Origin of the sequence: Vreelandella neptunia (genome assembly GCF_034479615.1) — a bacterium.
Lineage (GTDB): Bacteria > Pseudomonadota > Gammaproteobacteria > Pseudomonadales > Halomonadaceae > Vreelandella > Vreelandella neptunia.
In genome coordinates this window covers 1,566,053-1,579,874 of sequence record NZ_CP140255.1, presented here as the reverse complement: position 1 = coordinate 1,579,874, position 13,822 = coordinate 1,566,053, and the positions used below count along the sequence as shown (strand labels likewise).

The 13,822-nt window shown below is 55.7% G+C and carries 11 protein-coding genes; 1 reads left to right on the top strand and 10 read right to left on the bottom strand.

Annotation, left to right across the window (positions count from 1 at the left end; translation table 11 throughout):
• Positions 1-41: 41 nt before the first annotated feature.
• Both pepN and SR894_RS07180 read right to left on the bottom strand, forming a co-directional pair.
• Entirely contained in the window at positions 42-2,672 is a 2,631-nt protein-coding gene (gene pepN, locus SR894_RS07185) for an aminopeptidase N (RefSeq protein ID WP_133730420.1), read from the bottom strand.
• A 67-nt stretch (positions 2,673-2,739) separates the two neighbouring features.
• Positions 2,740-3,225, bottom strand: coding sequence for a YajQ family cyclic di-GMP-binding protein (locus SR894_RS07180; RefSeq protein ID WP_007114656.1), 486 nt, complete (start codon positions 3,223-3,225; stop codon positions 2,740-2,742).
• Positions 3,226-3,473: 248 nt separating this feature from the next.
• Between SR894_RS07180 and cobO the strand changes: the two genes are divergently transcribed.
• Complete coding sequence (gene cobO / locus SR894_RS07175) at positions 3,474-4,073, top strand: cob(I)yrinic acid a,c-diamide adenosyltransferase (protein ID WP_133730419.1); 600 nt, start codon at positions 3,474-3,476, stop codon at positions 4,071-4,073.
• Between the two features lie 88 nt (positions 4,074-4,161).
• Here the strand turns inward: cobO and SR894_RS07170 are convergent, their stop codons facing one another.
• From SR894_RS07170 to mutL, 8 genes are all read right to left on the bottom strand, one after another.
• Positions 4,162-5,457: an adenylosuccinate synthase gene (locus tag SR894_RS07170; protein ID WP_133730418.1), complete on the bottom strand. Its 1,296-nt coding sequence runs from the start codon at positions 5,455-5,457 to the stop codon at positions 4,162-4,164.
• Positions 5,457-6,653, bottom strand: coding sequence for an ATP phosphoribosyltransferase regulatory subunit (locus tag SR894_RS07165; protein WP_133730417.1), 1,197 nt, complete (start codon positions 6,651-6,653; stop codon positions 5,457-5,459). Before SR894_RS07165 ends, SR894_RS07170 begins: the two co-directional genes overlap by 1 nt.
• Positions 6,654-6,796: 143 nt before the next feature.
• Positions 6,797-7,693, bottom strand: a complete 897-nt coding sequence (gene hflC, locus SR894_RS07160; protein ID WP_133730416.1) for a protease modulator HflC — start codon at positions 7,691-7,693, stop codon at positions 6,797-6,799.
• On the bottom strand, positions 7,694-8,965 hold the full coding sequence (hflK, locus tag SR894_RS07155) for an FtsH protease activity modulator HflK (protein ID WP_133730415.1): 1,272 nt from the start codon (positions 8,963-8,965) through the stop codon (positions 7,694-7,696).
• A 149-nt stretch (positions 8,966-9,114) separates the two neighbouring features.
• Positions 9,115-10,425 carry a ribosome rescue GTPase HflX gene (gene hflX, locus SR894_RS07150; RefSeq protein ID WP_071692781.1) on the bottom strand — a complete coding sequence of 437 codons (1,311 nt, stop codon included), beginning with the start codon at positions 10,423-10,425 and terminating at the stop codon, positions 9,115-9,117.
• Between the two features lie 37 nt (positions 10,426-10,462).
• Complete coding sequence (hfq, locus tag SR894_RS07145) at positions 10,463-10,711, bottom strand: RNA chaperone Hfq (RefSeq protein ID WP_007114649.1); 249 nt, start codon at positions 10,709-10,711, stop codon at positions 10,463-10,465.
• A gap of 192 nt (positions 10,712-10,903) precedes the next feature.
• Complete coding sequence (gene miaA, locus SR894_RS07140; protein ID WP_133730414.1) at positions 10,904-11,842, bottom strand: tRNA (adenosine(37)-N6)-dimethylallyltransferase MiaA; 939 nt, start codon at positions 11,840-11,842, stop codon at positions 10,904-10,906.
• Positions 11,843-11,903: 61 nt separating this feature from the next.
• Positions 11,904-13,811 (bottom strand): DNA mismatch repair endonuclease MutL, encoded by a 1,908-nt coding sequence (gene mutL, locus SR894_RS07135; RefSeq protein ID WP_133730714.1) that lies wholly within the window; start codon positions 13,809-13,811, stop codon positions 11,904-11,906.
• Between the last annotated feature and the right edge of the window lie 11 nt (positions 13,812-13,822).

The following is a 13,822-nucleotide window of genomic DNA, read 5'->3' as shown; positions in this document are numbered from 1 at the left end:
TCCATGGTTTAACTGCGGTTGTTCGCTACTGCGCTAAACGCTTATGCCAGTGCTTTCTCGACCACCTCGTATACATTTGAAGATAGCGGCTGTTGCTTGATCCGCTCAAGCTCAGACCGCATTAGTGCTTGGCGGGTTTCATCAAAGCGCTGCCAGCGGGTTAACGGGGTGATTAGCCGCGCGGCAATTTCCGGATTAAGCCGGTTGAGCTCGATGACTACGTCAGCCAGCAGTTGGTAGCCTTGACCATCCAAACGGTGAAAATTGACCCGGTTTTGAGCAAAGGCGCCGACCAGCGCACGGACTCGATTGGGATTCTTGAGCGAAAAGGCGGGATGCTGCATCAGGTACTTCACCCGCTCAAGCACATCTGGCTGAGGGCGCGATACCTGGACGGTGAACCACTGATCCATCACCAACGGGTCATGCGCCCACTTCTCACCGAAGGCTTTGAGTGCTGGCGAAGCCAGGTCGTCGCGGTCACTGTGCACCAGAAGAGTGAGCGCCTGGCGCACATCGGTCATATTGTGGTCAGCAGCGAATTGGCTTTCACACAGCGCCAAGCCCTGCTCATCTTCAATCGACATAAGATAAGAGAGCGCCACGTTTTTCAGGCTACGCTGAGCTATTTGCTCCGGTGTCGGTGCGTACGCTTCTTCCGTCACATTGGCTTCATAGATAGCCATAAACTCATCCCGCAGAGCCACGGCTAATGACTGACGGACAAATTCCCGCGCGGCATGGATAGCATCTACATCCACAATGGGCTGCTGCTCGGCGATATAGGCTTCAGAGGGTAGCGTCAGCATCTCTGCCAATACCGCTTTATCGCTCATTGGCCCGCTCAGCAGCGCTCTAAAGGCATCGACTACGCGGCTATCCATGACCTTTTCGACGCCATTCCGATGGGCAGCAATCAAGTCATCCAAGGCCAAAAGTGCCAGACGCTGACCCGCATCCCAACGGTTGAAACCATCGCTGTCGTGGGTCAATAAGAAGGCGAGATCTTCACGTGAGTAGGGGTAATGAAGCTTCACCGGGGCGGAAAATTCGCGTAGTAAAGAGGGCACCGGCGCTTCGGCAACATCGGTGAATACAAACGTTTGCTCATCGTCACGTAGATGAATAACCGCATCTTTGCCGAGCTTTTCGCCATTGAGTGTCAGGGTTAGATCCTGCCCCGACTTGGTACCTACCAGTCCCATACGCACCGGGATATGCAGCGGCAGCTTATCTGGCTGGCCGGGTGTGGCAGGCGTACGCTGACGCAGCGTTAAGTGGTACTCACCCTGCACATAATCATACTCGCCGTGGGCGTCAATATCCGGCGTTCCCGCCTGGGAGTACCAGCGCATAAACTGGCTGAAGTCTTCACCGGAGGCTTCAGCCATACAGCCAACGAAGTCTTCAATGGTCACCGCTTGACCGTCGAACCGCTCGAAGTAAAGGTCTGAACCGCGGCGGAAACTCTCTTCCCCGACTAAATTACGCAGCATGCGGACGACTTCCGCGCCCTTTTCATAAATGGTCAGGGTGTAGAAGTTGGTAATTTCAATAAAGTGGTCAGGACGAATCGGATGCGCCGTAGGGCCGGCATCTTCGGCAAACTGGGCGGTACGGAAAAAGGAGACATCCTGAATGCGCTTAACCGGCGCGGAGTTGGTATCCGCCGAAAAACACTGGTCACGAAAGACCGTAAAGCCCTCTTTCAGCGAGAGCTGGAACCAGTCGCGGCAGGTGACGCGATTGCCCGACCAGTTGTGAAAGTATTCGTGGGCAACAATACCTTCGACGTTTTGGAACGCTGCATCGGTGGCGGTCTGGGGGTGGGTCAAGACCGCGGCGGAGTTAAAGATGTTGAGGCCTTTGTTCTCCATCGCTCCCATATTGAAATCATTGACGGCCACGATCATAAACAGATCCAGGTCGTACTCGCGACCATACGCCTGCTCGTCCCACTCCATGGCACGCTTTAACGAGGCCATGGCATGTTCGGTCTTATCCAGGTTGTCTTTTTCTACCCAAATCTGCAGCGTGACATCCCGCCCACTCATGGTGGTGAAGTGGTCTTCTACGCTATGCAGGTTGCCTGCCACCAAAGCAAACAGGTAACAGGGCTTGGGGTGCGGGTCTTCCCAAGTAACAAAGTGACGACCGCCCTCCAGCTCGCCGCGCTCAATCGGGTTACCGTTAGCCAGTAAAATCGGCTCTTGCTGCTGATCGCCGATCACCGTGACCTTAAAGGTGGCCATGACGTCCGGACGGTCGGGGTAAAAGGTAATCCGCCGAAAGCCTTCAGCCTCGCACTGGGTGCAGTACATACCGTTGGATTGGTACAGCCCCTCTAACGCCGTGTTCTCCTGCGGGGCGATCTCCACCTCGCTCTCCAACACAAACCGCTCGGGCACCTGAGCAATTCGCAGACCTTCATCGTCTAATTCATAAGCAGAGGCATCCACTGGCGTTGCATCAATCGCCAGGGAGATCAGCTTTAGGTGCTCGCCATTTAAAACGAGCGGTGCATTCGCGTCAGCCTCTGGATGTCGCTCCATCAACAGTCGCGCTTTCACACGGGTCGCGGCGGGGTCAAGATCAAACGTCAGCTCGGTATGAGTTACCCGGTAGGCGGGTGGCTGGTAATCGCTTAAATAAACCGGCTGCGGATCAGACATAGTGCGTGACTCCTGTATAAAACGAATATTACATACTTCAAAATGTTCGATAGTTTAACACCGCTATCTAGTCGCGGAAGTTATCAAACTGGAGCGGCAAATCTGGCCCCTCTTCGCCGCGCAGCAGTGCCATAACAGCTTGTAAATCGTCGCGCTTTTTACCCGTCACACGCACCTTCTCACCCTGAATTTGCGCCTGCACTTTGAGCTTGCTTGCCTTGATGCGTTTGACCACATCTTTGGCTTCCGCCGCGTCGAGCCCCTCCTTGAGAGCGACTTCCTGGCGTGCTTTCACGCCGGAGAGCACTGGGTCTTGAACATCCATACAGCGGGCATCGATACCCCGGGCGATTAAGCGGGCTCGCAGCACATCAAGCATCTGCTTGAGCTGGAAATCGACTTCCGCCTCTAGCTGCACTTTGTCGCCTTCAAGGGTGAAGCTGGCATCGACCCCCTTAAAATCGAAGCGCGACTGCACTTCTCGGTTAGCTTGGTCGACGGCGTTAGCGCCTTCGTGTTTATCGAACTCTGAGACAATATCAAATGAGGGCATGATGTAATTCCTGAAAAGACATGACCACCTATTCTAGAGCAGCCAGCCCCCTAGGGGCCAATTCTGTTCTTTTTTGTTGCTTTTCAATGTAAATTATTAAGACAAACATTCGCAGAATACCGCAAATACCTGTACAAAAATTGTCCCCAAGCACCTCCATAAAGATGTTCAACCCTGTGCTGATAGCTTAGGCTAGCGGATTAAGAATATTGGCTATTTTTCAGCTTTCCGTTTTATCAGGAGATACCATGAGTGACCGCGACACCCGCCACAAAGCCTCTATGGAAAAACTTAAAGCGCGCGTAGAGGAGAAAGTCGCCAGTGCCAATGAACAGCGCGGCCTGATTATTGTTAACACCGGCAACGGAAAAGGCAAAACGACAGCCGCTTGGGGTACGGTCACCCGCGCCTTGGGTTATGGCTATAAAGTGGGCGTGGTTCAGTTTATCAAGGGGTTATGGGAGTGCGGCGAACGCAATCGCTTGGAAGAAGATGCCAATCTAGAGGTGGCGATAATGGCCACCGGTTTCACCTGGGATACGCAAAATCGCCAAGCGGACACCGACGCCTGCCAAGCAGTGTGGAAAGAGGCTGAGCGTATGCTCGCGGATCCAGAGACCTATCTGGTGGTGCTTGATGAAATCACCTATATGCTCAAGTTTGGCTACCTTGAAATCGAATCCGTTAAACAAGCACTGGAGAATCGCCCTCAAGAACAAACAGTGATTATTACCGGCCGCAACGCTCACCGCGAACTCGTCGCCATGGCCGATACGGTGACCGAAATGCAGGAAGTGCGCCATGCCTTCAATAACGGCCTACAGGCGCGCCGGGGTATCGACTTTTAAATAGCAAAAGGGGCAACTAAGTTGCCCCTTTTGCTCATCTGCCAACCAATGGCCAGCTTAAACCGCTGCTAGCTATCTAAAACCGTCCTTAGCTATCGAACGGGTTACGCAGTACGATGGTTTCCATGCGGTCTGGACCGGTGGAAATAATATCGATGCTGGTGCCTACCTGCTCTTCAAGGTAGCTGATATAAGCGCGGGCATTGGCAGGTAAATCTTCTACCTTCTTAGCGCCCAGGGTCGACTCTTTCCAGCCTGGCAGGTCTTCGTAGAGGGGTTCGACCGCTTCATAGCCTTCTGAATCCACCGGAGTCTCCAGCACGTCGCCATCTTTACTGCGATAGCCAACGCAGACGCGGATATTTTCCAACCCATCCAGTACGTCCAGCTTGGTCAGGCAGATACCGGAGACCGAGTTGATCTGCACCGCATGACGCAGTGCCACGGCGTCAAACCAGCCACAGCGGCGGGCACGGCCAGTGGTAGCACCGAACTCGTGGCCACGCTCAGCAAGGTGACGGCCATCGACATCGAACAGCTCCGTGGGGAACGGACCTGAACCAACACGGGTGGTATACGCCTTGGTGATACCCAGCACATAGTCCAAATAGAGCGGGCCGACGCCAGAGCCGGTGGCCGTGCCGCCTGCAGTGGTGTTGGAGCTGGTTACATAGGGGTAAGTACCGTGATCGATATCCAACAGCGAGCCCTGAGCACCTTCGAACAGGATATTCTCACCGGCTTTACGCAGGTCGTGCACCATACTGACGGTATCGCACACCATGGGACGCAGCTCTTCGGCCATCTGCATCGCCGTGTCCAGCACTTCCTGGAAGTCGACCGCCGGTTCGCCGTGGTAATTCACCAACACGAAGTTGTGGTAGTCGAGCACTTCGCCCAACTTGGAAGCGAAACGCTCGCGATGCAGCATATCGCCTAAGCGCAGGCCGCGACGGGCGACTTTGTCTTCGTAGGCAGGACCAATGCCCCGGCCGGTGGTGCCAATTTTGGCAATGCCACGGGCTTTTTCACGGGCCTGATCCAGGCGCACGTGGTAAGGCAGGATCAGCGGACAAGCAGGCGACAGACGCAGGCGTTCGCGTACCGGCACACCTTTGGCTTCCAGCTCACGGATCTCTTTGATCAGCGCTTCCGGCGAAAGCACCACACCATTACCAATCACACAGGTTTTGCCTGGGCGCAAAACGCCGGATGGAATCAGGTGGAGAACGGTCTTTTCACCGTCGATGACCAGCGTATGCCCCGCGTTATGACCACCTTGAAAACGCACCACGGCGGATGCGGATTCAGTCAGCAGGTCAACGATTTTACCCTTGCCTTCGTCACCCCATTGGGTGCCCAGCACTACGACATTCTTACCCATTATGATGCACTCGTCTCTTGTGTCAGGGCCGTTGGCTGCCAACGACCATCGATAAGCTCAAGACGGCGGTCACACTCATGCTCCGCCGGCCCAGTACGCTGCCCTGGCAGCGCTTGAATCACGCGTTCCCCCTGCTCACGCAGCGCGACAATAGCAGCGTTGAGCGACTCATCCTGCATAGCGGGCGACCAAATAGCCCCGCGGCTCGGGGATGCCAGCGCCAGCGACGCCAGCTGTTTCAGATCCATCGAGAAACCGGTGGCTGGGCGCGCACGACCAAAGGCCCGCCCGGTATCGTCATAACGGCCGCCTTTAGCCAGCGCATGCCCGTAGCCCGGCACATAAGCGGCAAACATCATACCCGTGTGGTATTGATAGCCGCGCAGCTCCGCCAAGTCAAAGTAGAGCGACACATCAAAGCGTGCCAGCACCCCTTGATAAAGCGCATCCAACTGATCCAGCGCCGCCGTAACCGAAGCCGGCGCGCCAGCAAAACGCTCCCGCGCCTGGCGTAAAATATCCGCACCGCCGTGCAGATCGCCCAGGGCTAACAGCATGTCCGCTAAGGCTGGGTCGCTGACACTGGCATCTACATGCTGCGCCAGTTGACTGGGTGATTTTAGCGCTAACGCCTCAAATAGCGCACGCTCCTGCTCGGCGCTAAGTGCTGCGGCTTCGGCAAGGCTTCGATAGATACCGATATGTCCAAGCGCCAGGTGAATCTCTTCCGCACCTGCGGCTTTCATACTGGCCAGCGCCAAGTGAATAATTTCACTGTCCGCTTCAAGCCCTGCATGACCAAACAGCTCAGCGCCCACCTGCACCGGGCTACGGCCGCCCTGATGCTGGTCTGCCTTAGCACGCAGCACATTAGTGCAGTAGCAAAGGCGCACCGGCCCCTGACGCTTTAGCGAGTGGGCATCCATACGCGCAACTTGCGGCGTAACGTCCGCCGAGGCGCCCATCATGCGACCCGTTAACTGGTCGGTCAGCTTAAAGGTCTGAAGATCCAGATCCGTACCGGTGCCTGTTAACAGGGAGTCCAGAAACTCCACTGGGGGCGGCATTACCTGGTCATAGCCCCAGCAGTGGTAAAGATCGAGCAGCGCGCGGCGCAGCTCTTCCATACGGCTTGCCTGAGGCGGAAGCACCTCATCCATGCCGTCGGGCAGTAGCCAGCGGTCAGCGATGGTCATGACGATTGCCTTGAACTTGAAGAAATAGGAGCCACAAAAAAACCGGGCGACGCCCGGTCAATAAATTCTATCACGTTTATTGGCCGGGTGAACCCCGCTTGGCTATCAACAAACCAAGACGGGGAGCACCGGCCAACGGCGGTTTACTCGCCGCTGTCTTCACCGCTTTCTGGTTCAGCGCTACGCAAATAGCGGAAGAAATCGCTACTTGGCTCCAGCACCATCAGATTGCCATCGTCGGCAAAGCTTTCGCTATAGGCATTAAGGCTACGCCAGAAAGAGAAGAACTCCTGATCCTGACCATACGCTTCAGAGAAAATCGCAGCGGCTTGGGCATCACCTTCACCGCGCAGGGTTTCGGAGCGCTCATTGGCCTGTGCAAGCAGTACCTGGCGACGGCGATCCGCATTGGCGCGAATACGTTCAGCCTCTTCCTGACCCTGAGCACGCCACTCACGGGCTTCACGCTCACGCTCGGAGCGCATCCGCTCAAAAACAGCGGCTGATACGTCTTCAGGCAAATCGATTCGCTTGATACGAATATCGCGAATTGCCACCCCGAGCTCTTCACGCATCAGCTCGTCAAGCTCTTCGGTGGGGCCTGTCATCAGGTCATCACGACGCTCAGCGATAATTTCCTGAAGATTCAAGCGACCAAATTCATTACGCAGGCTCTCATCCACCCGCGGTTGTATCAGGCGAATGGCCATCAACTCATCACCGGCCGTCGCTTCGTAGTAGCGCGTGGGATTCACCACCTGCCACTTAACGTAGGAGTCGACGATAACCGCTTTCTGCTCAAGGGTCAGATAGCGGCTGGTATCGGTGTCCAGTGTCAACAAGCGCGTATCAAACTTACGGATCGTTTGCGCGATCGGCACTTTAGCGTGCAAGCCAGGCTGAATATTCTCTTCAATGACTTCACCAAAGCGCAGCTTAACGGCTCGCTCGGTTTCGTCTACCACGTACAGAGTGTTGCTTGCCAGCCACGCCACGGCAGCCAGACCACCAACAATCAGCAGGGATCGATTATTAATCATTTACCGGCCCTCCCTGCGGATGGAGCTACTATTGGTATTCGAAGAAGAGCTGGAACTGCCCTGGGTGTTGCGTAACCGCTCAAGCACACTCGGGTCTAGCTGCTCATCGCTGTTGTCGCTTCCGCTGGAAGAGTTATTTCGATTACTGCTTCCACCGCTAAGCTGATCAAGGGGGAGATACATCAGCGGCGCGTTTTCGCTTACATCCAGCAGCACCTTCGGCGAATTACTAAACACTTCTTCCATTGTGTCCAGGTACATACGTTCACGCATGATATCCGGGGCATTTGTGTACTCGGAAAGTAGCGAGTTAAAGCGGTTGGCTTGGCCCTGCGCTTCAGCAACTACTGACTCACGGTAACCCTGCCCCTGCTCAACAATACGCTGCGCCTGACCTTGCGCTTCCGGAATGATCGCGTTGGCGTAAGCAATACCCTGGTTGATTGTGCGCTGACGATCCTCACGCGCACGAATAACGTCATCGAAGGCGTCGATCACTGGCGCGGGCGCCGAAGTGGACTCGATGTTAATAGTTTGCAGGCGAATACCAGCACCGTAGTTGTCGAGATAAGACTGTAGACGACTAGCGACCGAGCTACCCAGAATCTCACGACCCGAGGTCAGGATATCGATCATATCGGTACCGCCGACGACGTGACGTAGTGCCGAATCCAGCGCATTCTCAATCGAGATCGCAGGATCGCGTACGTTAAGCACAAAATCGCGTGGATTAGCTACCTGGTACTGGGCAGAAATTTCCACTTCGACAATGTTTTCGTCGCGGGTCAGCATCGACTGGGTCTGCGATAGAGAGCGCACACGGGTCACATTGACCATGCGCACATCGTCAATCAGCGGCGGATTCCACTGCAGACCTGGATCTACGATGCCCTGAAACTCACCAAACCGCAGCACAACGCCACGCTCGGATTGATCCACGAGGTAGAAGCCCATTGCAGCCCAGATCGCCAGCGCAACAATAATCAGCAGGCCTGGCAGCGCGAAAGGGTTGCGGTTCTTATCACTACCGCCACCCCCGGGTTTCTTGCCGCCGCCTTTTTTGCCGCCACCCAACATGCTGTTGAGCTTGTCCTGAAACTTTTTCAGCGCTTCATCCAGGTCAGGTGGGCCTTGGTTGTTGCCCCCTTTATTGCCGTTGTTGCCGCCGCCATTATTACTGCCACGGTTTCCATCGCCGTCGTTTCCACCGCGTCGGCCGCCACTACTCCAAGGGTCGTGCTGGTTGCCACCACCAGGCTCATTCCAGGCCATACTTCGTCTCCACTAAGGTATTCGCTAACGCTAGTGGCATCACACTTAGGCGTCACCACCGCGTTTTGATATTATTGCTCTATAAACCTTGTACCATTTTCATACAAAACTGCATACATGCAGCGTACTAGGATGGGTAATTAAGTCGCTTACCACTCATCGGTTTCACGCAGCGCTTCAGGTAAATAGGTGTTGGCTCGCTCGCCCAGTTGGGCCATTAACTGATTAAAGTCACGCCGCGGCAAACGCACATCAAGCACCGAATGCCCCTGCTCATCAAAGGCTTCCTCGCGAACGGCATTAAGCTCGTGCAACCCTGCGCGCAGCTTACCCTGCTCGGGAGTCAGTGTCAGCGAAAAGCCAATGACATCATTTGCCAAGCGCTCAGTCAGCGCTTCATGGAGCAGTTCAAGCCCCTGGCCCTGCTGGGCCGAAAGCCAAACCACTTCGGGCACACCATGCCCATCACGCTCTATACGCGGAGCACTATCGAGCTTATCAATTTTATTCATGACTTTGAGTACCGGCACATCATCGGCGCCGATCTCTTTGAGCACTAGCTCCACCTGTTCCACGTTCAACTCGCGGTCAGGGTCTGCGGCATCGATTACGTGTACCAGCAACGACGCTTCCGATGCTTCCTGGAGCGTCGCTTGAAACGCCTCAACCAACTTGTGCGGCAAGTGGCGAATAAAGCCCACGGTATCGGCCATCACTACGGGGCCAACGTCTTCAATCTCAAGCCGCCGCAAAGTAGGGTCAAGTGTCGCAAACAGCTGGTCGGCTGCATACACCTCAGAATTGGTTAAGGCGTTAAATAGCGTTGACTTACCGGCGTTGGTGTACCCCACCAGCGATACGCTATGAATTTCCGCGCGCGCACGCGCTCGGCGATTCTGGTCACGCTGACTGCGTACTTTATCGAGCCGCTTATGAATCGATTTGATCCGACCACGCAGCAGACGACGGTCAGTTTCTAACTGCGTCTCGCCTGGGCCGCGCAGGCCAATCCCACCTTTTTGCCGCTCTAGGTGTGTCCAACCACGCACGAGGCGAGTCGACATATATTCAAGCTGAGCAAGCTCTACCTGGAGCTTACCTTCATGTGTTCTTGCTCGTTGCGCAAAGATATCGAGGATCAAACCAGTACGGTCGAGTACTCGGCACTTGAGCTCTTGCTCTACATTGCGCTCTTGAGAGGGGCTTAAGCTATGGTTGAAGATCACCAGCTCTGCCTCATGAGCCGCGAGCAGTGCTCGCAGCTCTTCCAACTTACCTGACCCAATAAAGGTGCGCGAGTCAGGTCGGTGGCGGCTAGCAGTGAGTAGAGTCGCAGGCTCTGCACCAGCAGAGCGTACGAGCTCTAAAAACTCACCCGGGTCTTCACGTTTTTGTTCATCATGAAAATCGACGTGAACAAGAACTGCCGTTTCACCGGCGTCTGGGCGTTCGAAAAACAATCAATACCTCGTGGACTCTCTTGCTTCTCCAGCGGTGTTAAATCTCCGCATCCTGCTCTGCCGGGTCTTGCGCAGGCAAGCGTACGTTGCGAGATGGAACAACCGTGGAAATAGCGTGTTTATAAACCATCTGACTGACGGTATTACGCAGCAGGATAACAAACTGGTCAAACGATTCGATCTGGCCCTGCAGCTTAATGCCATTGACCAAAAAGATAGAGACCGGAATGCGCTCCTTGCGCAGAATGTTCAAGTACGGGTCTTGAAGGGACTGCCCTTTGGACATGTTGCTCTCCCTAAAACTGTCGTTGGGGTTAATTATCAAATGGCGTGCCCTACTGGTGCTACGCCGCACTATTTTATTACTGCCCGGAAGGCCGAATGATGCCCGAAGAGCCAAGTGACAATCGAAAGGCTCAAACACCCAGCCAATCGAAAACACACTACCTAAATTACTATCTTAGCGATCTATCTTACGCTAAGCACCGCTGTCACGCACGAGTTTCAGCACTTGATCCAGCGCATCAGAGCGCTGTGAATCTACCCAGTTAAGTTCTGGCCAGCTTCTCAACCAAGTTAATTGTCGCTTGGCTAGCTGACGAGTTGCGATCACGCCTCGCTCAACGAGAGAGGCATAGTCATACTCACCTTCCAGGTACTCCCACACTTGGCGATAACCAACACTCTTCATCGCCGGCAGGCCTAAATGTAAGTCATTACGCTTTTTGAGGGCGGCGACTTCATTTATCAAGCCCTCACCCAACATTACTTCGAAACGCTGAGCAATGCGTTGATGCAGCAAGCTGCGATCACTGGGCGCTAAAGCTATCGACAACACGCGCCAGGGAAAGGTTTCCGGCTGTTGCTCCGCCCACAGCTCACTCATTGGCCGACCACTGGCGTAGTACACTTCCAGCGCGCGCATGACACGCTGCGGGTCATTGGGGTGAATGCGCTGAGCGGATACCGCATCCACCTCTGCCAAGCGTTGATGTAGCGACAATAGACCTTCGTTTTGCCACTGTGCTTCAAGCCGTTGGCGAATAGCCGGGTCGGCAGAGGGCAAGTTTGCTACCCCCTCAACCAACCGCTTGTAGTAAAGCATGGTACCGCCGACCAGCAGTGGGACTTTGCCCGCCGCGCTGATTTGTCGCATAAGCGAAAGCGCATCTACACGAAAATCGGCCGCTGAGTAGGGCTCAGCGGGATCGCGAATGTCGATCAAATGGTGAGGCGCGCGGGCAAGCTCCGCCGCGCTGGGTTTGGCACTGCCAATATCCATACCGCGATATACCATGGCCGAGTCAACGCTAATCAGCTCATGCCCCAGGCGCTCGTGTAGCGCCATCGCCGCATCGGTTTTCCCAGCGGCCGTCGGGCCCATTAAAAAAATCGCCCAGGGGCGGGTATCAGCCATGCGCGGTTCCGTTAGCTACAAAAAAAGGTGATTACTGATCGCGCAGCTGTTGTTCAAGCATCTATTGGCCGCGCAAGAAGAGCCGATCAAGCGCCTTGAGCCCCATCTGCGTCCAGGTGGGACGACCGTGATTGCATTGGTCGCTGCGCTCGGTGCGCTCCATGTCGCGCAGTAGCGCGTTCATCTCGTCGATAGTAAGCCGACGGTTGGCACGCACGCTGCCATGACAGGCCATTGTAGAGAGTAGTTCATGTACCCTAGCCTCGACTTGATGGGTACGCCCATAGCGCGCCAGCTCTTCCAGCATCTGACGCACCAGTGCCTCAGGATCAGCCTGAGCAAGTAACGCCGGCAGTTGACGTACCAGCAGCGTCTCTGGCCCAGCTATATCCAACTCAATACCCAGCCTGGCGATCGCCTCTTGCTCACTTTCTGCCGTGGCCACTTCGGCCCGGCTAGCGGCAATGGAGACGGGCACTAGCAGCGGCTGCGCATCCAATCCTTTGGCGGCAGCCAGCTGTGTTTTCATGCGCTCATAGACGATTCGCTCATGGGCGGCATGCATATCCACCAGCACCAATCCCTCGGCGTTCTGGGCCAGAATATAAATGCCGTGCAACTGCCCTAGCGCAAACCCTAGTGGTGGTGGCGCAGTGGGGTCGTTATCGGGCATCGCCAGGGGCGCTTCACGCACCTCACTATATCGCTCACTGGGAGGGCTCGGCTGAGGCGTTAACAGCGTTTCTTCGTGATTGGGGTGCAGCGCCTGATACCCCTGCATAAAGCGGCGCACGCGCTCAGCACCGGGGTGGCGATCCGGCGAGTGGGTCAGCGCAATCCCCTGCTGCTGCCAGCGGGGCTGTTCGGCAGCCACTTCTGAAGCTTCGCCCTGTGGCGATGCGCCTGACGTATCAGCCACCTCGGCATCATGCTCCTCGGCACTCTCGGCGGGTTTAGCTGACGCCAGAGAGTGGTGGAGGCTCGAATAGAGAAAATCGTGAACCATACGACCATCACGAAAGCGCACTTCATGCTTGGTGGGGTGGACGTTGACGTCGACAACGTCTGGATCAAGCTCCAGATAGAGCACAAAGACCGGGTGACGGCCGTTAAACAGCACGTCGCGATAGGCCTGACGCACCGCGTGGGCGACCAAACGATCACGCACCACGCGCCCATTGACAAAAAAGTACTGCTGGTCAGCCTGGGAGCGCGAGTGGGTGGGCAGGCCCACCCAGCCGCTTAGCCGTATACCGCCCGCTTCACGCTCGATATAGCGGGCGTGCTCGATAAAGTTCTTGCCCAGCAGCGAGGCTATACGCCGCTCCCGGGCCGCCGCAGAATGACCGGCGGGCAACTGGTGAATGACTTTTTGGTTATGGCGCAATACCCAGGCGATATCGTAGCGGGATAGCGCTTGACGGCGAAATGCCTCTTCTACATGGGCAAATTCGGTCTTTTCTGTGCGCAGAAACTTGCGCCGGGCGGGGGTATTAAAAAACAGATCGCGCACGCCAACACTAGTGCCACGAGGGTGTGGCGCAGGTGTCACCCGTGCCTCCATACCACGCCCTTCCGCAACCACCCGCCAGCCATGGCGGGGGTCATCTTCGGCATTGGAGATTAGCTCCAGCCGTGAGACGGAGCTGATCGATGCCAGCGCTTCGCCGCGAAATCCTAGCGAACTAACGCCCTCTAAGTCTTCCAGGCTGCCAATCTTACTGGTGGCATGGCGAGCCAGGGCCAGCGGCAAATCCTCTTCGCCAATGCCAATCCCGTCATCACGCACTTTGATCAGCCGCGCGCCCCCCTGCTCGATCTCTACTTCGATACGCTGACTGCCCGCATCGATAGCGTTCTCTATCAGCTCTTTGGTGACCGATGAGGGGCGCTCAACCACCTCACCGGCGGCAATCTGGTTGGCCAACCGTGGGTCGAGTACCTGTATACGTGGTGCAGTAGCGGTCATATCAGTCAACA